Annotated in this window: 19 protein-coding genes; 2 read left to right on the forward strand and 17 right to left on the reverse strand. The window is 68.8% G+C overall.

Going from position 1 to position 20747, the window contains the following annotated elements; all coding sequences use genetic code 11:
• Positions 1 to 18 precede the first annotated feature (18 nt).
• Entirely contained in the window at positions 19 to 945 is a 927-nt protein-coding gene (locus AC1DFC_RS25290; protein WP_007831915.1) for a LysR family transcriptional regulator, read from the forward strand.
• 12 nt (positions 946 to 957) lie between these two features.
• On the opposite strand, the gene AC1DFC_RS25295 is transcribed toward AC1DFC_RS25290, so the two are convergent.
• The 17 genes from AC1DFC_RS25295 to AC1DFC_RS25375 all read right to left on the reverse strand — a co-directional run bounded on the left by AC1DFC_RS25295 (position 958) and on the right by AC1DFC_RS25375 (position 18417).
• The gene (locus AC1DFC_RS25295; RefSeq protein ID WP_007831923.1) at positions 958 to 1677 is read right to left on the reverse strand and encodes an SH3 domain-containing protein; all 720 of its coding nucleotides are present in this window, start codon (positions 1675 to 1677) and stop codon (positions 958 to 960) included.
• 73 nt (positions 1678 to 1750) lie between these two features.
• On the reverse strand, positions 1751 to 2806 hold the full coding sequence (locus AC1DFC_RS25300) for a homocysteine S-methyltransferase family protein (RefSeq protein WP_007831925.1): 1056 nt from the start codon (positions 2804 to 2806) through the stop codon (positions 1751 to 1753).
• A gap of 71 nt (positions 2807 to 2877) precedes the next feature.
• Positions 2878 to 4041 carry a histidinol-phosphate transaminase gene (locus AC1DFC_RS25305; RefSeq protein ID WP_478180214.1) on the reverse strand — a complete coding sequence of 388 codons (1164 nt, stop codon included), beginning with the start codon at positions 4039 to 4041 and terminating at the stop codon, positions 2878 to 2880.
• 79 nt (positions 4042 to 4120) lie between these two features.
• A complete protein-coding gene (gene hutG, locus AC1DFC_RS25310) occupies positions 4121 to 4942 on the reverse strand; it encodes an N-formylglutamate deformylase (RefSeq protein WP_478180215.1) in 822 nt (273 codons plus the stop codon).
• 6 nt (positions 4943 to 4948) lie between these two features.
• Complete coding sequence (locus AC1DFC_RS25315) at positions 4949 to 6331, reverse strand: formimidoylglutamate deiminase (RefSeq protein ID WP_478180216.1); 1383 nt, start codon at positions 6329 to 6331, stop codon at positions 4949 to 4951.
• Positions 6328 to 7578, reverse strand: a complete 1251-nt coding sequence (hutI, locus tag AC1DFC_RS25320; RefSeq protein WP_413336112.1) for an imidazolonepropionase — start codon at positions 7576 to 7578, stop codon at positions 6328 to 6330. The genes AC1DFC_RS25315 and hutI overlap by 4 nt, the downstream gene beginning before the upstream one ends.
• 24 nt (positions 7579 to 7602) lie before the next feature.
• A complete protein-coding gene (locus tag AC1DFC_RS25325; protein ID WP_413336102.1) occupies positions 7603 to 8175 on the reverse strand; it encodes a HutD/Ves family protein in 573 nt (190 codons plus the stop codon).
• Between the two features lie 148 nt (positions 8176 to 8323).
• Entirely contained in the window at positions 8324 to 8992 is a 669-nt protein-coding gene (locus tag AC1DFC_RS25330; RefSeq protein WP_413314877.1) for an amino acid ABC transporter permease, read from the reverse strand.
• Positions 8993 to 8999: 7 nt separating this feature from the next.
• Positions 9000 to 9752 carry a transporter substrate-binding domain-containing protein gene (locus AC1DFC_RS25335; RefSeq protein WP_007831933.1) on the reverse strand — a complete coding sequence of 251 codons (753 nt, stop codon included), beginning with the start codon at positions 9750 to 9752 and terminating at the stop codon, positions 9000 to 9002.
• 51 nt (positions 9753 to 9803) lie between these two features.
• A complete protein-coding gene (locus tag AC1DFC_RS25340; RefSeq protein WP_478180217.1) occupies positions 9804 to 10538 on the reverse strand; it encodes an IclR family transcriptional regulator in 735 nt (244 codons plus the stop codon).
• 130 nt (positions 10539 to 10668) lie between these two features.
• Positions 10669 to 11520, reverse strand: a complete 852-nt coding sequence (locus tag AC1DFC_RS25345; RefSeq protein WP_478180218.1) for a phytanoyl-CoA dioxygenase family protein — start codon at positions 11518 to 11520, stop codon at positions 10669 to 10671.
• Complete coding sequence (gene hutU / locus AC1DFC_RS25350) at positions 11520 to 13247, reverse strand: urocanate hydratase (protein WP_478180219.1); 1728 nt, start codon at positions 13245 to 13247, stop codon at positions 11520 to 11522. Before hutU ends, AC1DFC_RS25345 begins: the two co-directional genes overlap by 1 nt.
• 28 nt (positions 13248 to 13275) lie before the next feature.
• The gene (hutH, locus tag AC1DFC_RS25355; RefSeq protein WP_478180220.1) at positions 13276 to 14835 is read right to left on the reverse strand and encodes a histidine ammonia-lyase; all 1560 of its coding nucleotides are present in this window, start codon (positions 14833 to 14835) and stop codon (positions 13276 to 13278) included.
• Between the two features lie 59 nt (positions 14836 to 14894).
• Positions 14895 to 15632 carry a histidine utilization repressor gene (gene hutC, locus AC1DFC_RS25360; protein ID WP_478180221.1) on the reverse strand — a complete coding sequence of 246 codons (738 nt, stop codon included), beginning with the start codon at positions 15630 to 15632 and terminating at the stop codon, positions 14895 to 14897.
• A 175-nt stretch (positions 15633 to 15807) separates the two neighbouring features.
• Entirely contained in the window at positions 15808 to 16602 is a 795-nt protein-coding gene (locus AC1DFC_RS25365) for an ABC transporter ATP-binding protein (protein WP_007831954.1), read from the reverse strand.
• Positions 16587 to 17465 carry an ABC transporter permease gene (locus tag AC1DFC_RS25370; protein ID WP_007831956.1) on the reverse strand — a complete coding sequence of 293 codons (879 nt, stop codon included), beginning with the start codon at positions 17463 to 17465 and terminating at the stop codon, positions 16587 to 16589. Before AC1DFC_RS25370 ends, AC1DFC_RS25365 begins: the two co-directional genes overlap by 16 nt.
• A complete protein-coding gene (locus AC1DFC_RS25375) occupies positions 17446 to 18417 on the reverse strand; it encodes an ABC transporter substrate-binding protein (protein WP_056515793.1) in 972 nt (323 codons plus the stop codon). Before AC1DFC_RS25375 ends, AC1DFC_RS25370 begins: the two co-directional genes overlap by 20 nt.
• 287 nt (positions 18418 to 18704) lie before the next feature.
• On the opposite strand from AC1DFC_RS25375, the gene recQ reads away from it, so the two are divergent.
• Complete coding sequence (gene recQ / locus AC1DFC_RS25380) at positions 18705 to 20597, forward strand: DNA helicase RecQ (RefSeq protein ID WP_086012098.1); 1893 nt, start codon at positions 18705 to 18707, stop codon at positions 20595 to 20597.
• The last annotated feature ends 150 nt before the right edge of the window (positions 20598 to 20747 follow it).

The raw sequence follows: 20747 nt of genomic DNA on the forward strand, positions 1-20747 counted from the left end.
ATTGAAAGATCGGGCGCCATGGCCTTCTCCAGCGACAACATCGAAGTCTTCCTGGCCGTGATCGACCACGGTTCTTTCTCTGCCGCGGCGCGGGCGCTGCGCAAGGTGCCATCGGCGGTCAGCATGGCCATCGCCAACCTCGAGGCCGAACTCGCCCTGCCGCTGTTCGACCGCAGCGGCCGCGAGCCCCAGCCCACGGCCGCGGCACGTTCGCTGGAGCCTCAGGCGCGGCTGCTGGCGGCACAACTCGGGCAGCTCCAGGTGCAGGCGCTGGCGCTGACCCAGGGGCTGGAAGACCGGCTCACGCTGGCCATCGCGCCCGAACTGCTGGCCGCGCCCTGGAGCGGCCCGCTGGCCGAACTGGCACGCGAACACCCGCTGCTGCAGGTGGAGGTGCTGGCGGCCCCGCAAGCGGATGCATTGGCGCTGCTGCACAGCGGTCGCGCGCAGCTGGCGCTGGTGTTCGAGCGCCCGAGCCTCGACGGCCGCGAAGGCTTCCAGGAAGTCGGCAGCGACCTGATGGTGGCTGTGATGGCGCCCGACCACCCGGTGCTGCTCGCGGCGCCGGGCGGCCGGCTGCGTGAGGAGCACCTGACGAACACCCGGCAGATCGTCGTGGCCGGCCGCGACCTCGCCAACAGCGATCCGCGCTTCGTGTTCGCGCGCCACGTCTGGCGCACCGACAACGCGCTGGCCGCGCTGAGCCTGATCACCGCCGGGCTGGGCTGGGGCTGGCTGCCACGCAATTTCGCGCGGCCGCACGTGGCGGCCGGGGCGCTGGTCGAGATTCCGTTCGAGAACCTCAGCAACGGGCTGGACCTGTGGGTGGACGTCGTATGGTCACGTGAGCGCCCACTTGGGCTGGGAGCCCAGCGCTTCGTGGCGCTGATAGGGAAAGACCGGGTAGCCCCCGGCGAGTGCAGCCCCAAGACCGGCGGAAACTAGCTGCCGGCCTCTTCAGCGGTCGTGGCCGCGGCCGCCGCCATGGCCACCGCCATGACCACCCCCGTGCCCGTCGCCATGGCCACCCCCGCCATGACCGCCACCCCCGTGCGGTCGTCCGCCGCCACCCCCGGGATGCGAATGCGGCATGCCAGGCGCCGGCCCCGGACGGAAGCTCGGCTGCGGCCGCGGCGGCCTGATGCCGGGGTCCGGCGGCGGACGGAATCCAGGGCCCGATGGCCGGAACCCGGGGCCAGGCTGCCAGGGACGCGGCTGCCACGCCGGCCTGGCTGGCGGCGGCGGACGCCAGCCCGCCACGGGTGGCGGTGGGCGGCCGCCCCACCAGCGCCGCTCGCCGTACCACGGCCGGTCGCGGTAGTAGCTGGCCCAGTAGCTGCCGATCGCGAAGCTGATGATCGGCACGCCGATCACCGCGCCGTAGGTCGCCAGCGGCACGCGCCGCTCCTGGTAGGCGTAGTCGAGGCTGCGCGACCACACCCAGCCGCGCCCGCCGTCGGGCAGCACCACGTCGCACCAGCCATAGCCGCTGGTGCAGCCGATCACGTCGAGCGGCTGGCCGGGCCCGAGCCGCGCCACCAGCGGATAGTCGCCCGAGGGGCCGGCGCGCAGGTTGACCGTGCCGCGGGTGAAGGCCTGCTGCGCCGCGGCCGCAAGCGGCAGGATCAGGGCAAGCGCGCCGATGCCGATCCAGCGTCGTGGGGCGAGTGTGTTCATGGCGGGCTCCTGTTCTTGTGCCAGCCAGCCTAGGCCGGGGCAGGAGCGCCTGTCAATCGGCCGGAGGCGCGATTCAGGCAGCCTCGCGGTAGAAACCCGCGTTGTGGCTGCCCAGTGCGCGGCCCGCGACCGGCGCAACCGCCTTGCCGATGGCCGCGATGTGGTCCGGCGTGGTGCCGCAGCAGCCGCCCACGATGTTCACCAGCCCTTCGGCCGCGAACTCGTGCAGCAGGCGCGAGGTGACGTCGGGCGTCTCGTCGAAGCCGGTTTCACTCATCGGATTGGGCAGGCCCGCGTTCGGATAGCAGCTGATGAAGGTGTCGCCCGCCACCTTCGACAGTTCCTGGATGTAGGGCCGCATCAGCGCCGCGCCCAGCGCGCAGTTCAGGCCGATGGCCAGCGGCTGCGCGTGGCGCACGCTGTGCCAGAAGGCGGTGACGGTCTGCCCGCTGAGGATGCGGCCGGAGGCATCGGTCACCGTGCCGCTGATGATCAGCGGCAGGCGCTGGCCGCTGTTGTCGAAATACTCGTCGACCGCGAACAGCGCGGCCTTGGCGTTGAGCGTGTCGAAGATGGTCTCGACCAGGATCACGTCGGCGCCGCCCTCGACCAGCGCTTCGGTCTGCTCGTAGTAGGCCGCGCGCAGTGCTTCGAAATCGACGTTGCGCGCGCCCGGGTCGTTCACGTCGGGGCTGATGCTCGCCGTCTTGGGGGTCGGGCCGAGGGCGCCGGCCACGAAGCGCGGCTTGTCCGGCGTGCTGAACTTGTCGCAGGCCGCGCGCGCCAGCCTGGCGGATTCGAGGTTCATCTCGCGCGCGAGGTGAGCCATCTTGTAGTCCTCCTGCGCGATGGTGGTCGCACCGAAGGTGTTGGTCTCGATCAGGTCGGCGCCGGCCGCGAGGTAGCCCTCGTGGATGTCGCGGATCACGTCGGGCCGCGTGAGCGAGAGCAGCTCGTTGTTGCCCTTCACGTCGCGCTCGAAGTCCTTGAAGCGCTCCCCGCGGTACTGCGCCTCGGTGAGCTTGAAGCGCTGGATCATCGTGCCCATCGCGCCGTCGAGGATCGCGATGCGTTGCGCGAGGATGCCGGGCAGTGCCTGGCCGCGGGTGTAGGTGAGGGGCTTCGTCATTCCCGCGATTGTAAAAACCCCGGCCTGGCCCGGCTCCCGGGCGGGTCTTGGCGGGCCCGGCCGCAGGGGCTCTAGTCCGACCCGCCCGCAATCTCAGTCAGCGCCTGCACGAAGCGCGCGTTCTCCTCGTCGGTGCCCACCGACACCCGGATGAAGGTCTCGAAGCCCGGCTCCTTCCAGGGCTTGACGATGATCCCGCGCGCCAGCAGCGCCTCGTTGACCGGCCCGTTCGGCCGTGCGAGGTCGACGAACAGGAAGTTGGCCGCCGAGGGCGCGATGCGCAGGCCCGGAAGGACCGACTGCGCGAGCGTGCGAAGCTGCGCCGCCAGCACCTCGCGCTGCCGCACGGTGCGCTCCACCGCCCGCGCCATGTGAGGCTCGTCGCCCCAGGCCGCCAGCGCCGCGGCCTGTGCCGCGAGGTTGACGTTGAAGGGCGTGCGCACCCGGTCGAGCAGCTGCACCAGCGCCTCGTCGGAAGCGATGCCGTAGCCCACCCGCAGGCCCGCGAGCGCCCATGCCTTCGAGAAGGTGCGCAGCACGATCCACGGACGGCCTGCGGCTGCGTCGGCCCCCTCCCACGCGCGCAGCATCGAAAGCACGTCGGGATAGCCGGGCGCCAGCCGCGCGTACTCGTGGTACGCCTCGTCCACCACCAGCAGCGTGCCCGCCGGCACCGCCGCGAGCAGGCGCGCGAAGTCGCCGGCATCGAACATGCAGCCGACCGGGTTCGAGGGATTGGCCAGCATCACCATCTTGGGTCCGCGCGCCAGCGCCGCGCACCAGGCATCGAGGTCGAAGCCGAGCGCCGGCGTGAGCGCCAGCAGCTCGACCTGTGCGCCCATCATGCGCGGGTAGATCTCGTGCAGCCCGAAGGCGGGGCGCTGCGTGAGCACGCGGTCGCCTGGCGAGAGCAGCGCCTGGCACAGCATCTGGAGGATGTCCTCGGAGCCGTTGCCGATCACCACCTGCGCGGGCTGCGCACCCGTGCGCCCGGCGATCGCGGCGCGCAGCGCGGTGCAGTTGGCGTCGGGGTAGGTGCCAGCACGCGCGGCCAGATCGACCAGGGCGCGCGCCACAGCGGGGCTGGCGCCGTACGGGTTCTCGTTGCTCGCGAGCCGCGCGATCTCGGTGGCGCCGTAGCGCGCGCGCACGGCGTCCGAGGACAGGCCCGCGTTGTAGGGCGGCAGCGGCGGCACTTCGGGGCGTGCGAGGGCGTGGATGGCGGTTGTGTTCACAGGTCGAATACCTTGCCGGGATGGAGCGGGTGAAGGAAATCGAGTGCCTGGCCGGGCGCAGCGAGAAAGTCCGGTGCGTTCACCCGCGGCGGCCTTCGACGAAACCGAGCACCGCCTCCAGCATCCTGCGCACATGCGGTTGCACGCCCGCCGCCACCTCGGGCAGGTAGTCGAACGGCAACTGCTCCTGCATGTAGCTCGACTGCGTCATCTCCAGCTGCACCGCGTGCACGCCGCCGGCCGGATTCCCGTACTGGCGCGTGATGTGGCCGCCCGTGAAGCGGCCGTTGAGCACGCCGGTGTAGCCCGTGGCCGATTTCGCGATGCCGAGCAGCGTTTCGGCCAGCGCCGAGTCACAGCTCGCGCCGTTGGCGGTGCCGAGGTTCAGGTCGGGCAGCTTGCCCTCGAAGAAGCGCGGCAGCACCGAGCGGATCGAGTGCGCGTCCCACAGCGCGATGGTGCCGTGCGCGGCCTTCAGGCGGTCGAGCTCGGCCCGCAGCTGCCGGTGGTACGGCACCCAGATCGCATCGCGGCGCGCGGCGACTTCGTCGTCGTCCGGCACGTCGGCAGGGTTGGCGTAGACCGGCGTGTCGTCGAAGGTGTCGACGGGGCACAGGCCGGTGACGCTCTGGCCCGGGTACAGGCTCGCGCCGTCCGGCGGACGGTTCAGGTCGACCACGTAGCGCGAGTGCGTGGCCGCGAGCACCGAGGCGCCCAGTTCATCGGCGAAGTCGTAGAGCCGTTCGAGGTGCCAGTCGGTGTCGGCCACGTGGCGCGCTTCGTCGGTGAAGCGGGCGGCGAGCGCGGGCGGCACGTAGGTGCCGACGTGCGGCATCGAGATCAGCAGCGGGCGTGTGCCCTGGCGGAAGCGGAAGGCGGGTTCGGTGGTCGTGAAGGCCATGGGAATTCAGTCCTTGAGAAGTTGGGTGCGCGCGGCCACGAAGGCGGCCGCGGCGTCGTCATGCAGCGTGTGGCGTCCCGCCGCCACACGCGCGCAGCCCGCGGCCCAGACGCTGTCGATGGCGGAGGTGCGGTGGCTCGCGAAAACGTGGGCCGAGAGCATGTCGGGCGCCGACAGGCCCTGCAGCGCGAGGTGCGCGGCATCGAGCACGACGAAGTCGGCCTGCTGCCCCACGGCCAGCCCGCCGACGGCACGGCCCGAGGCTTGCGCCCCGCCCTGCACCGCCTCGAGCGTGAACGCGGTCGCGACATGCGGCTGCACCGCGCTCGCGCCGACGTTGCGCTGCCGCCGCGACAGGCGCTGGCCGTATTCGAGCATCAGCAGTTCTTCGGCCGCGTTGACGCTGGCGTGGCTGTCGGAGCCCACGCCCCACGCGCCGCCATGGCTGCGCCACTGGGGAAAGTCGAAGATGCCGTCGCCCAGATTGGCCTCGGTCGTCGGGCAGAGGCCCGCGACCGCGCCGCTCTTGGCGGCGTACTCGTACTCGGCGGCGTTCATGTGCGTTGCATGGACAAGGCACCAGCGCGCATCGACCGGTGCATGGTCGAGCAGCCACTCGACCGGGCGCAACCCGCTCCACTCCACGCAGTCGTCCACTTCCTTCGTCTGCTCGGCGATGTGGATGTGGATGGGGGCGGTGCGGTCGATGGCTTCGAGCCCCGCGATCGCATCGCGCAGCGCCTCGGGCGGCACGGCGCGCAGCGAGTGCGGCGCCATGCCGAGCCGAGCCCCCTGTTCGTCGCACGCTGGCTTCAATGCGTCGAGCAGGCGCAGCATCGAGTCGGTCGACCTGATGAAGCGGCGCTGCCCTTCCGTGGGCGGCACGTCGCCGAAGCCGCCGGTCTGGTAGAGCACCGGCAGCAGCGTGAAACCGATGCCGGCCTTGCGCGCAGCACGCAGCAGCGCAAGGCTCAGGGTCGCGTCGTCGGCATAGGGGCGGCCGTCGGTGTCGTGGTGCACGTACTGGAACTCGCACACGCTCGTGTAGCCGGCTTCGAGCATCTCGGCATAGAGCCAGGTCGCGATGGCTTCCATGTGCTGCGGGCCGAGGCGTGCGGCAAAGCGGTACATCAGCGTGCGCCAGCTCCAGAAGCTGTCGTGCTGCTCGGCGCGGTGCTCGGTCAGGCCCGCGAAGGCGCGCTGGAAGGCGTGCGAATGCAGGTTGGGCATGCCGGGGATCAGCGGGCCTTTGACAGTTTGCGCGTCGGCGGGGCGTTGCGCGCCGGCCTGCACCTGCGTGAGCCGGCCGGCGTCGTTCCATGCCAGCAGGACGTTCTTCGCCCAGCCTGCGGGCAGCAGCGCGTCGGCTGCGAAAAGCGTTTGTGTCATGCCTGGACTCCTGCCGCGATGCGGCCTTGGCGCACCACGGTGCGCACGGGTTGCTGCCCGAACCAGTACGCCAGCTCGGCCGCCTCGCGCACGTTCCACAACACGAAGTTGGCGGGCATGCCTTCGGCGATCGCGCCGTGCGTGGCCTGCAGGCCCAGCGCACGCGCCGCATGCCGCGTGATGCCGGCCAGTGCCTCGGGCACCGTCAGCCGAAACAGCGTGCAGGCCATGTTCGCCATCAGCAGCAGGCTCAATGCCGGCGAGGTGCCGGGGTTGTGGTCGGTGGACACGGCCATCGGCACGCCGGCGGCGCGCAGCGCGTCGATCGGCGGCAGGTGCGTGTCGCGCAGGGTGTAGTAGGCGCCGGGCAGCAGCACGGCCACGGTGCCCGACCGGCGCATCGCCTCGATGCCGTCGGCCGACAGGTGTTCGATGTGGTCGCACGACAGCGCACCGTAGCGCGCGGCCAATGCCGCGCCGCCCATGTCCGACAGCTGCTCGGCATGCAGCTTCACCGGCAGGCCCAACGCCTGCGCGGCCTGGAAGACCTGCTCGGTTTCCGCGAGCGAAAAGGCGATGCGCTCGCAGAACACGTCGACCGCATCGACCAGCCCCTCGGCCGCGAGCGCCGGCAGCATCTCGCGGCAGACGAGGTCGATGTAGTCGCCGCTGCGGTTCGCGTATTCGGGCGGCAACGCATGCGCGCCGAGGAAGGTGGTGCGCACCGTCACGCCATAGGCTTCGCCCAGCCGCCGTGCCACGCGCAGCTGCTTGCGCTCGTGTTCCAGCGACAGCCCGTAGCCCGACTTGATCTCGATGGCGCAGACGCCATCGGCCAGCAGCTGTTCGAGCCGCGGCGCGGCCTGTGCGAAGAGCGTGTCCTCGTCGGCCTCGCGCGTGGCGCGCACCGACGACACGATGCCACCGCCGGCCTTGGCCACTTCTTCGTACGTGGCGCCTGCGAGCCGCATCGCGAATTCGTTGGCGCGCTGGCCGCCGTAGACGAGGTGCGTGTGGCAATCGACGAGGCCGGGCGTGACGAGCGCTCCGCCGCCGTCGTGGGTGGGCAGTGTCGCAAATTCGGCCGGCAGCGCGTCGCGTGCGCCGGCCCAGCGGATCGCGCCCTGAATGACCACGATGGCGGCCTCGACGCCGTCTTCCAGCGCCACGCCGGGTGCGGCATCGGGCGCAAGGCGCAGGCCGGTCCAGAGGCCGTCGGCCGAGGGATATTCGCTGACAGGTTTCATCATCGTCATCTTTCTTTCTGCGGGTTACGCCGGCAGGATTCGAACCGCCACCAGCCGCGCGCCGTCGCTCTCGGGTGTCGCGCGCCATGCATGGGCCGCGTCGGTCCAGCACAGGCCCTCGCCCTCGCGGCAGGCCTCTTCGTTCAGGCGCCAGGCGCCGCGCAAGGCGAGCAGCACGCCGTGCGGCGCCGCATCGACGGCCGACGCGCGGTCCAGCACCTGCACATCGGCACGCCACTGCCCGCGCCGCGTCATCACGTTGAAGTCGTTCGATGCGCCGCCGAGCAGCGTGCAGTCGATCGCGTCGTCGCCGCTGAAGGCAAAGGGCCGATGCGGTGCGTCGAGCCAGTGGCTGATGCGCCCGTCGTGCGTGAACAGGCGAACGCCATCGCCCTCCAGCAGCATGATGCTGCGGTCGATGCCCTCGAACACCGAGAACGGTCCGGCCGCGGCGATGGTCGCGATGCTCACGCGCCAGCCGAAGCCGTCCAGCGCCGCGCCTTGCGGCCAGCTGGCGATCTCCTGCGTGGTGCCGCCGCCGTTTTTCCAGGGGGTGACCGGGAGTGTGCTGCGGGAGAAATGCTGTACGCCGCTCATGCCCACCTCTCTTGCTCCTTCCCCCGCTGGGGGAAGGTTGGGATGGGGGCAGCGCCTAACGAGCGCCATGACTGGGTCGAGGCCGTCGTGCCCCCACCCCTGCCCTCCCCCAGAGGGGGAGGGAGAAATGCAAATACGGAACCCGCGCTCATCGCATCAACCCGCCCTGCCGCAGTTTCTGCTCGAAATGCCGCAGCACCAGCGTCATCGTGCCCGTGAGCACGAAGTACACAACGGCGATGGCCAGGTACACCTCGAGCGAGCGGTACGACACGCTGATGATCTTCTGCCCCTCGTGCATCACGTCGTGAATCGTCAGTAGCGACACCAGCGCCGAGTTCTTGATGAGCGCGATGAACTCGTTGCCCAGCGGCGGGATCATGCGCACGACCGCCTGCGGCAGCACGATCTCGCGCATCGCCGTGCCGGGCGTCATGCCCAGCGACTGCGCCGCCATGGTCTGGCCCTTGTCGATCGACTGGATCGCGCCGCGCACGATCTCCGATACGTACGCACCCGAATACACACCGAGCCCCAGCACGCCGCACAGGAAGGCCGGCAGCAGGATGCCGAAGTGCGGCAGGCCGAAGAACAAAATGAACAGCTGCACCAGCAGCGGCGTGCCGCGGATGGCCGCCACGTAGGCGGTGCACGCGCCGTAGAGCCAGCGCCGCTTCGGGTTCAGCCGGCCGATGCCGACCAGCAGGCCCAGCACGCAGCCCAGCGCCAGCGCGCACGCGGTGATCTCCACCGTGACGAGCGCGCCGCGCAGCAGGTCGGTCCAGCCCTGCCAGACGGGCGAGAAATCGAAATCCATGGCTCGCTTACTTGGCGCTCGCGCTGAACCACTTGCTCACGATCTTTGCGTAGGTGCCGTCGGCCTTGAGCTTTTCGATCGCGCCGTTCACGGCCTTGGTGAGCTCGGGCGTGTCCTTGCGGATGGCCATGCCGTATTCCTCGGTGGTGATCTGCTCGGGCAGCACCTTGAGGCCGCCGCGCGTGCGCACGTACTGGTAGGCGGCGGGCTTGCCGGTCACGGCGGCGTCGGCGCGGCCGATGTCGACGAGGTTGAACATCTCCTGGTTCTTCTCGACTTCCATCAGCTGCACCTGCGGGAATTTCTCCTTGGTGTAGGCCACCGACTTGGTGCCCACCTGCACGCTGACCTTCTTGCCGTTGATGTCGGCCGGCGCCTTGATCGCCGTGTTGCCGTCCTTCACCATCACGACGAGGCCGCCCGCGTAGTACGGCGCGGTGAAATCGACGACCTTCTTGCGCTCGTCGGTGATGTAGATGGCCGAGACGGCCATGTCGAAGCGCTTCGAGATCAGGCCCGGCACGAGGCCCTTGAAGTCGATGTCGATCCACTCGATCTTGCGGCCCAGTGTCTGGCCGATGGCCTCGACCAGCTCCACGTCGAAGCCGGTGCGCTTGCCGTTCTCCACGAACTCCATCGGCGGGAAAGTGGCGTCGGTGGCCACGCGCAGCGGCTCGCCCTGCGCATGCGCGGCACCCGCGAAACCGAGGATGGCAAGGCCGGAGAGTGCGGCGGCGACGAGAGAGCGGCGGGTGTTCATGGCAGGAGCTTTCGTGGTGAGGATGAAGGAGGAAGAAAAGGAGAGACGCGGCTACTGCAGCGCCCGCGAGATGCGCGCCGCCGTGACGACGGTCATGTGGAGCAATGCAGCTTCCATGCCCTCGACGCGCGTGAGCGGCGCCATGAGCGTGATCGCGCCGCGCAGGTGCCGTCCCGGGGCGAGCACCGGCGCGCTCGCGCCCCAGACGCCGGCATCGACCTCGCCGTGCGTCACGGCATGGCCGGCCTCGCGGATGGCGTCGAGCTCGGCGGCGCGTTCGGCGCGGCGTTCGGGGCTTTCGCCGAGCCCGTCGAGCAGGGCGTCGCGCTGGTCGAACGGCATGTGGGCCAGCAGGCACTTGGCGCTGGCGCCGTCACGCGCGGGCACGCTGCGGCCGCGGTCGAAGGAGCAGCGCAGCGACTGCTCGCTGTCGATCATCTCCAGGCACACGACGCGCTCGTTCACGGCCGTGACCAGCGCCACGCTCTCGTGCGTCTGCTGGGCCAGCGCCCGCATGTCGGCACGCGCGGCCATCACGAGGTCGGAGTTGCCGTCGAAGCCGGTGGCGAGCTGCACGCTCACCGGGCCCGGCGAGTAGCGGCCATCGGACTCCATCACGAAGCCCCAGCGGCGCAGCGTGGCGATCTGCCGGTACAGCGTGCTCTGCGACAGGCCGGTGGCCTGCACCAGCTCGGCCGCTGTCATCGCCGCCTTGCTTTGCGCCAGCACCGACAGCACGAACAGGGCGCGGTCGTTGTGGGCGGGGGCGTCGATCGGGGGCGTCATCGGAAGCAATCGCTGGAGGTCGAAAGTGGATGCGGCGTGCAGTATCTTGCTCGCCGTTCTCACTTCCAAGCGTGGATTCCCACGGAGTGGGAATGGCCGCGTTTTTTCTTTCTACCTTCGTCTTACCTTCTCAACCCACCAGCAGCGGAAAGAGCGGATCGTCCATCGGCGCGCCGGCCGGCAGCCGCTCGGCGAGGCCGGGGAAATCGGGCGAGGTCTTCCAGCTGCGCGGCGCATGGCGGATGTCGTCGCCCAAAAAACGCACCGAGAACACGCGGCGCCGGTTCGGCCCCTCGACGCCAGCGGCCGCATGCAGCGTGAGCATGTGGAAGCAGACGAAGTCGCCGGGCTCGATGTTCCAGCCCACGATGGGAAAGCGCTCGCGCGCGCCCTCGATGTCGGGCAGGTCTTCGAGGCTGCCTTCGGGGAACCACTTGGCGTGGTTGTCCATGAAGGTGCGCGGCATCAGCCACGGCCCCTTGTGGGAGCCGGCCACGAACTCGAGCGTGGCCGCACGCGACACCGGATCGACCGGTATCCACATGCTGACGTTCTGCTCGCCCTCGATGTTGTAGTAGGGCTGGTCCTGGTGCCACGGCGTGCGCTGCCGGGTACCAGGCTCCTTGACCAGCAGGTGGTCGTGATAGAGCCGCACGGTGTTCGAGCCCATGAGCCGCTGCGCCAGTTGCGCGAGCGGCGCCTCGAAGATGAAGCGGCGGAAGGCGTCGATGTCCTGCCAGTTGCAGAAGTCCTCGAAGAAGCGGCCCGGGTCGTCGGGCCGGCTCGCGATCTTGGCGCGCGGACTGGGTGCCGCGAGGTTGGCCTCGATGCCATCGCGCAGCAGCGCCAGCTCGTCGGCCGTGAGCAACTGACGGATGCACACCGCGCCGTCGCGCTGAAACTGCGCGACGAGTGCGTCGTCCACGCGCGCCTGCACGCGGCGCTGCAGTTCCTGGGCGTCGGGGAGAACGACGCCCGCCATCACTTCACCATCGGCAGCTTGAGCCCCTGCTTCTTCGCGGTGGCGACCGCGATGTCGTAGCCCGCGTCGGCATGGCGCATCACGCCGGTGGCCGGGTCGTTGAACAGCACGCGCTCGATGCGCTTGGCGGCCGCGTCGGTGCCGTCGCACACGATCACCACGCCCGAGTGCTGCGAGTAGCCCATGCCCACGCCGCCGCCATGGTGCAGGCTGACCCAGGTGGCGCCGCCCGCGGTGTTGAGCAGCGCGTTGAGCAGCGGCCAGTCGGAGACGGCATCGGTGCCGTCCTTCATGGCTTCGGTCTCGCGGTTGGGGCTGGCGACCGAACCGGTGTCGAGGTGGTCGCGGCCGATGACGACGGGCGCCTTCAGTTCGCCGTTCTTCACCATCTCGTTGAAGGCCAGGCCCGCGATGTGGCGCTCGCCCAGGCCCAGCCAGCAGATGCGCGCCGGCAGGCCCTGGAAGGCGATGCGCTCGCGCGCCATGTCGAGCCAGCGGTGGGTGTGCTTGTTCTCGGGGAACAGCTCCTTGATCTTGGCGTCGGTCTTGTAGATATCTTCCGGGTCGCCCGAAAGCGCGACCCAGCGGAACGGACCCTTGCCTTCGCAGAACAGCGGGCGGATGTAGGCCGGCACGAAGCCCGGGAAGTCGAAGGCGTTCTTCACGCCTTCGTCGAACGCGACCTGGCGGATGTTGTTGCCGTAGTCGACCGTGGGGATGCCCATGGCCTGGAAGTCGAGCATGGCCTGCACGTGCACGGCGCATGATTTCGCGGCCGCCTTCTTGAGCGCGTCGTGCTGCGAAACGTCCTTCATCGCTGCCTGCCATTGCGGCACGCTCCAGCCCGAGGGCAGGTAGCCGTTGATCAGGTCATGCGCCGAAGTCTGGTCAGTCACGAGGTCGGGCTTCAAGCCGCCGGCCTTCGCGCGCTTCACGAGTTCGGGCAGGATGTCGGCGGCATTGCCGAGCAGCGCGATCGACACCGCTTCCTTCGCATCGCAGTGCTGCTGGATGAGTTCGAGCGCGTGGTCGACGTCGCGCGCCTGCTTGTCGACGTAGCGTGTGCGCAGGCGGAAGTCGATGCTCGACTGCTGGCACTCGATGTTGAGCGAGACGGCGCCCGCCAGCGTGGCCGCCAGCGGCTGCGCGCCGCCCATGCCGCCGAGGCCGGCCGTGAGGATCCACTTGCCCGCGAGGCTGTTGTTGTAGTGCTGGCGGCCGGCTTCGACGAAGGTTTCGAAGGTGCCCTGCACGATGCCCTGGCTGCCGATGTAGATCCAGCTGCCCGCGGTCATCTGGCCGTACATGAAGAGGCCCTGGCGGTCGAGCTCGTTGAAGTGCTCCCAGTTGGCCCACTTCGGCACGAGGTTCGAGTTGGCCAGCAGCACGCGCGGTGCGTTCTCGTGCGTCTTGAACACGCCGACCGGCTTGCCCGATTGAATGAGCAGCGTCTCGTCGTCGTTCAGCTCTTTCAGCGACGCGAGGATCTGGTCGTAGCAGGCCCAGTTGCGCGCGGCGCGGCCGATGCCGCCGTACACCACCAGGTCTTGCGGGCGCTCGGCGACCTCGGCGTCGAGGTTGTTCTGCAGCATGCGGAACGGGGCTTCGGTGAGCCAGCTCTTGCAGTTGAGCTCGGTGCCGCGCGGGGCGCGGATCACGCGGGTCGGGTCATGGCGCGGGTCGGTACCGGTGGATTTGTTCAGGTCGATCTTGTCGGGTGCGTTCATGGCGTGGTTCTCCTTGTCGGGGGATGTTTTACGAGTGACTGGGCAGGATGTCGAGCAGCGCGGCCGGCAGCTCGGCCTTCAGCGCCCACTGGCGCATGGCTTCGATGTCGGGCGCGAGGTAGCGGTCGGTTTCGAGGAAAGCGACCTTCTGGCGGATGGCGGCGAATTCGGCCTCCACCAGCGGCGAACTCTTGAGCTTGCGCTTGAGTTCGATGCCTTGCGCGGCGGCCATCGCTTCGATGCCGACGACCACCGCCGTGTTGTTGACCATGTCGCCCAGGCGGCGGCCCGCGAAGGTGGCCATCGACACGTGGTCTTCCTGGTTGGCCGAGGTCGGCAGGCTGTCGACGCTTGCGGGGTGCGCGAGCGACTTGTTCTCCGAGGCCAATGCTGCGGCCGTGACTTGCGCGATCATGAAACCGGAGTTGAGGCCACCGTCGCGCACCAGGAACGGCGGCAGGCCCGACAGGCCGGTGTCGAGCAGCAGCGCGATGCGGCGCTCGGCGATGGCGCCGACCTCGCTCACGGCCAGCGCGATGATGTCCGCCGCGAAGGCGACCGGCTCGGCGTGGAAGTTGCCGCCCGAGATGACTTCGCCGGTGTCGCAGAACACGAGCGGGTTGTCCGATGCGGCGTTGGCTTCGATCACCAGCACGCGCGAGGCGTGCGCGAGGTTGTCGAGGCAGGCGCCCATCACTTGGGGAATGCAGCGCACCGAGTACGGGTCCTGCACGCGGCCGCAGTCGGCGTGCGAGGGGACGATCTCACTGCCTTCGAGCAGCGTGCGCACGGCGCCTGCGACGGCGATCTGGCCCGGCTGGCCGCGCGCTGCGTGGATGCGTGCGTCGAAGGGTTTGATCGAGCCTTGAATCGCTTCGAGCGAGAGCGCGCCCGACATCAGCGCGGCAGCGAACACGTCTTCCGCGCCGAACAAGCCGGCAAGCGCCAGCGCCGTCGACACCTGCGTGCCGTTGAGCAGCGCCAGGCCTTCCTTGGGGCCGAGCACGAAGGGCGCGAGGCCGATGCTCTTCATCGCCTGCGCACCGCTGACCACAGTGCCGTCGGCCAGCGTGGCCTCGCCTTCGCCGATCAGCACGCAGGCCAGGTGCGCGAGCGGCGCGAGGTCGCCTGACGCGCCGACCGAGCCCTTGCACGGAATGCGCGGCATCACGCCCGCGTTGAACAGCGCCAGCAGCGCATCGGCCAGCGCCGGGCGCACGCCCGAATGGCCACGCGCCAGGCTCACCGCCTTGGTCGCGAGCACCATGCGCACCACCGGTGCCGCCAATGGCTCGCCCGTGCCCACGCTGTGCGACAGCACGAGGTTGCGCTGCAGTTCCGCCAGGTGGTCGTTGCCGATGCGCGTGCTGGCGAGCTTGCCGAAGCCGGTGTTGATGCCGTAGACGACCTGGTCGTTCTCGACGATGTGGCGCACGGCGGCCTCGGCGCGAAGCATGCCGTCGCGCACCGAGGGGTCGAGCGACAGCTGCACGCCGCCGGCCTGGATGCGTCGCAGCATCGCCAGATCGACCTGGCCGGGCGTGAGGATCAGGGTGGCATCTGGAGTAGCGGTGTGCTTGCTTGTCATGTGAACCTGTCTATACAAGTAGTTGCGAGTGAAAACTGAGGCCTCTGAGGACGAAAAAATCAACCGAAGCTAGGGTTGCCGTCTGCCTTGAAACGGCTGCCCAGGCTGTAGCGCGAGGCCGGGTGCAGGCAGCGCACCCAGGTCACGGGCGTGTTGCGTGACCAGGTGCGGCGCGTGAGCAGGAGGCAGGGGGCTGTGGGTTCCATGGCGAGCCTGTCGGCCTGTTCCTGGTTGGGCAGCACGGCGTCGACCACGTGTTCGATCTGGTCGAAAGGCACGTTGCGCACCAGGTACTCGCTGGGCGGCATGGCGCTGAAGTCCTGTTCGAGGTAGTCGGGCACGACCTGCGGATTGACGTAGCGCTCTTCGAGCTGCACGGGCGTGCCGTTCTCGAGGTGCAGGCACACGCTGTGGAACACCGAGGTGCCGGCGCGCATGTCGAGCCACGCGGCCACGTCGGGCGAGGCGGCGATGCGCTCGACCGCGATCATGTCGCAGCGGTAGTCGTGTCCGCGCTGGCGGATTTCGCTGGCGATGTTGGCGATCTGCAGCAGCGTGGACTGCGGCTTGTTTTCGGCGACGAAGCTGCCGACCCCGGCCACGCGCACGATACGGCCCTGTTCCACCAGCTCGCGCAGCGCACGGTTCACCGTCATGCGCGCCATGCCGAACTGCGCGACCAGTTCATGCTCCGAGGGCAGGCGGTGTCCGGGCGGCCACGTGCCGTCCTGGATCTTGCGGGAGATGTGATCCTTGACTTGCGCGTAGAGCGCGAGGGTGGGGAGGTCGCGTTTCATGCTTGCTGTTGTAGCTCTTGTTTTGAGCGCTGCTGTTCGGGGCGCGTGCCCAGGCCGGCGGGTACTCCCCTGCGCGAATGTCCCCCGCTTCGCTCAAAGGCCGCCGTGCCGGCGTGGGCGCGCCCCGAACAGCGGCGCACGCCAAGCACAACGGAATGAAGGCAAGGCGCCATCCTCAATGCTCCGCAGCCGCCATCGACTCCGCGCGAATCTCTTCCGTCAGCCGCGCCTTGATGTCCATGAACTCCGGCGAGGTCTTGATGGTGTAGCTGCGCGGATGCGGAAAATCGACCGCGATCTCGGTCTTGATGCGCCCCGGCCGCGCGCTGAACACCGCCACGCGGTTGGCCATGAAGATCGCCTCGTCGATGTCGTGCGTGACGAACAGCACCGTCTTGCGCGCCGACTCCCAGATGCCGAGCAACAGCTCCTGCATCAGCACGCGGGTCTGGTTGTCGAGCGCACCGAAGGGCTCGTCGAGCAGCAGCATCTTGGGGTCGTTGGCCAGCGCGCGCGCAATGGCGGTGCGCTGCTGCATGCCGCCCGAGAGCTGCTTCGGAAAGTGATTCTCGAAGCCGCGCAGCCCCACCTTGGCGATGAAGAACTCGCTGCGCTCCTTCTGGTCGGCCTCTCTCATGCCGCGCTCGCGCAGGCCGAAGCGGATGTTCTGCGCCACCGTGAGCCACGGAAAGAGCGTGTAGCTCTGGAACACCACGCCGCGATCGGCGCCCGGGCCTTCGATGCGCTCGCCGTCGAGCATCACCTGGCCGGTGGTCGGGAAGTCGAGCCCCGCCACGATGCGCAGCAGCGTCGACTTGCCGCAGCCCGAGGGGCCGAGGATGGTGACGAAGTCGTTCTCCTTCACCTCGAAGTCGATCGGCTGCAGCGCTTGCGTGCGCTGGCCCTTGGTGCCGGTGAAGACGCGCGAGACGCCCTGGATGGAAAGTTGGTTCTTCACAGTGCGGCCCATGCGAACAGACGGCGGTTGAGCGCCTTGAAAGCGAAGTCGGACAACAGGCCGATGACACCGATCACGATGATCCCGAAGATGATCTGCCCGGTGTTCAAGAGCGCCTGGCTGTCGGTGATCATGTGGCCGATGCCGGACGAGGAGCCGATCAGCTCCGCCACGATCACGTAGGTCCATGCCCAGCCGAGCACGAGCCGCAGCGTCTCGGCGATGCCTGGTGCGGCGCCCGGAATGAGCACGCGCGCCACGATGCCGCGGCTGTTCGCGCCCAGCGTGTATGCGGCCTCGACGAGGTCACGCCGCGCGCCGCCCACGGTGACGGCCACCATCAGCACGACCTGGAAGAAGGAGCCGATGAAGATCACCAGCAGCTTCTGCATTTCGCCCAGGCCCGCCCACAGGATCAGCAGCGGGATGAAGGCCGAGGCCGGCAGGTAGCGGCAGAACGAGACGAAGGGCTCGAAGAAGGCCTCGACGGTCTTCCAGGTGCCCATCGCGATGCCCAGCGGCACCGCGAACACGGCCGCCAGCAGGAAGCCGCCGAACACGCGCCACACGGTCATGCCGATGTCGCCGATGAAGCCGTACTCGGTGAAGAGCAGCCAGCCTTCCTTGACCATGGTCGGCGGACTGGCGAGGAAGGTCGGCGACACGAAGCCGCCGAGCGTGGCCAGCGACCATACCAGCACGAACACGACGAAGAAGCCGAGCCCGAGCAGCACGCGGGCACGCGCACTGACGGGTTCGAGCGGCGCGAATGCGCGGCGCCGCACGGGCGCCACGGGCAGAGAGGAGACGGCGGTGGAGGCCGATGCCGCGCGCGGCGGCACCTGCGGCAGCGCCTTACTTGACGTAGCTTGCATCGAAGGTCACCGCGTAGTCTTCAGGCGCCTTGCGGATCACGCCGGCTTCCAGCAGGATGGCCGCGGCTTCCTTCATGAAGGTCGTGAGTTCGCTCGAGAAGAACTTCTGGTTGGCCGCCTTGTCCTGCCAGCGCAGGTAGGCGGACGACTTGGCGAACTGCTCGCCGCTCTGCTTGACGGCCGAGCCCATGAGTTCGTTGGCTTTTTCGGGCTCGGCCTTGATCATGTCGAGCGCGTCGAAGTACGACTTGGTGAGCGCGGCGGCGGCCTTGGGATTGGCCTTGAGCCAGGTGGGCGCGCAGCCGACGGTGTCCATCACCATCGGGTAATCGAGCGTGGTGGCCAGGATCTTGCCGGCGGCGGGGTTGGCGCGCACGGTCGAGAGGTACGGCTCGTAGGTCATGGCGGCGTCGTTCTGGCCGGCCACGAAAGCTTGCGCGGCGGGCTGCGGCTCGAGCGAGACCACCTTCACGTCCTTCAGGGTCATGCCGTTCTTGCTGAGCATCCAGGCCAGGCCGAAGTAGGGCGCGGTGCCGGGGGCGCTCACGCCGATGGTCTTGCCCTTGAGGTCGGCGAAGCTCTTCACGTCGTTGCGCACCGCGATGCCGTCGGCGCCGTAGGACTTGTCCATCTGGAAGATCTGCACGATGGGCACGCCGTTGGCGTTCCAGGCCACGTGCGTCTCGACCGTGGTGGCCGCGCACTGGATGGCGCCGGACGCGAGCGCCAGGTGGCGGTCCTTCTGCGGAATCATCTTGAGTTCGACGTCCAGGCCGTTCTTCTTGAAGATGCCCGCCTTGTCGGCCAGCGAGAGCGGCGCGAAGCCGGTCCAGCCGGACATGCCGAGCGCGATCTTGGTTTCCTGGGCGGCGGCCGTTCCGGCCATGCCCGCTGCACATGCACCTGCTGCCAGCAGCGAAGCGACTTTCACAACTACCGTCGTCTTGACCATGGGTACTCCTGGTTCCGTTCTTGAGAGATGGCTCGGCGGCGCGCCTCGGTGGCCGGGCTGCGCACGCCTCGCATTGTTGCCAAGCGCCCCAACTTGTATATACAGGATAACCCGAAAGGTCATTTCTGGTGCAATTCCTTGGGAAATGCACCGATTTGCTGTCTAGACAAGAAAGGTTGCAGGACGGGGGCCACCATTGCAAACCTTGTGCCACAGTCATATCTGCGCGGCTGGGGGACAATCGGCGGCCCTCCCCTCGCCCCCTTCCGACCTCCCCTCCGCTGCCTGTGTCCTCTCTCGCTCCCCGCCCCATCGACGCCTCCGGCAGCAGCGCACCCGCCGACATCCTTCACGAAGTCTTCGGCTATGCGCAGTTCCGCGGGGCCCAGCAGGACATCGTCGACCACGTGGTCGGCGGCGGCGACGCGCTGGTGCTCATGCCCACGGGCGGCGGCAAGTCGCTGTGCTATCAGATCCCTGCCATCGCGCGGCAGCGCGCGGGGCACGGCGTGGCGGTGGTGGTGTCGCCGCTGATCGCGCTGATGCACGACCAGGTGGGCGCGCTGCACGAGGCGGGGGTGAGCGCGGCCTTTCTCAATTCCACGCTCGACTGGGAAGAGACGCAGGACGTGGAGCGCCGCATGCTGCGCGGCGAGATCACGCTGCTGTACGCGGCGCCCGAGCGCGTGAACACGCCGCGCTTCCTGTCGCAGCTCGATTCGCTGAAGGAGCGCGGCAAGCTCTCGCTGTTCGCGATCGACGAGGCGCATTGCGTGAGCCAGTGGGGCCACGACTTCCGCCCCGAGTACCGCGCGCTCACCGTGCTGCACGAGCGCTACGCCGGCGTGCCGCGCATCGCGCTCACGGCCACGGCCGACAACCTGACGCGCGCCGACATCGTCGAGCGGCTGCAGCTCGAGGAGGCGCGCCAGTTCGTCTCCAGCTTCGACCGACCGAACATCCGCTACACCATCGTCGAGAAGAAGGACGCGACCACGCAGCTGCTGCGCTTCATCGAGCGCGAGCATGAAGGCGATGCGGGCGTGGTCTATTGCCAGTCGCGCAAGCGGGTGGAAGACGTGGCGGTGATGCTGCGCGACGCCGGCATCAACGCGCTGCCCTATCACGCCGGGCTCGATGCGGCGGTGCGCCAGAAGCACCAGGACCGCTTCCTGCGCGAGGAAGGCATCGTGATGGTCGCGACCATCGCCTTCGGCATGGGCATCGACAAGCCCGATGTGCGCTTCGTCGGCCACCTGGACATGCCCAAGAACATCGAAGGCTACTACCAGGAAACCGGCCGCGCGGGCCGCGACGGCGGCCCCGCCGACGCCTGGATGACCTACGGCCTGCAGGACGTGGTGAACCAGCGCCGCATGATCGACGAAAGCCCTGCCGGCGAGGAATTCAAGCAGGTGATGCGCGGCAAGCTCGACGCGCTGCTCTCGCTGGCCGAGGCGAGCGACTGTCGGCGCGTGCGCCTGCTGGGCTATTTCGGCGAGAAGAGCACGCCCTGCGGCAACTGCGACAACTGCCTGAACCCACCGCAGGTGTGGGACGGCACCGATGCCGCGCGCAAGCTGCTGAGCACCATCTACCGCGTGCAGCAGTTGAGCGGCATCAGCTTCGGCGCCGGGCACATCATGGACATCCTGCGCGGCAAGCCGACCGAGAAGGTCAAGCAGTTCGGCCACGAGCGCATCAGCACCTTCGGCATCGGCGCGGAGTTCAGCGAGGTGGCGCTGCGCGGCGTGCTGCGCCAGCTGATCGCCACGGGCGCGCTCGCGGTCGACGCGGAGGCGTTCAACACGCTGAAGCTCACCGAAGGCTCGCGCGCAGTGCTCAAGGGCGAGGCGAGCGTGACGCTGCGCGAATCGGTGTCGTCACCGGCGGAGCGCAAGTCCCGGCGCGAGAAGACCGTCAAGGGCGCGCCCTCGCCGGCCGCCGCCAAGCTCGACGACACCGGCAAGAAGCGCTTCGAGGCGCTCAAGGCATGGCGCGCCGAAGTGGCGAAGGAGCACAATCTGCCGGCCTACGTGATCTTCCACGACGCCACGCTGGCGGCCATCGCCGAGCGGGCACCGGCGACGCTCGAAGACCTGCAGGGCATCAGCGGCATCGGCACCAAGAAGCTCGAGGCCTATGGCAGCGAAGTGCTGCGGGTGTGCGAGGCCTTCTAGCTGTGAAGCTCCAATAGGTTGTATCCGGTGTTCATCCGGATTGGGTTTGAGAGACTGGAAGTCGCCAAACACCCAATCCACTCAGGACGCCCAACCGGATGAACACCCATAAGCATGCCCGACTTACCTTTGCCCGCCGATTCGAGATGG

This window comes from Variovorax sp. 10L421, from assembly GCF_056395365.1.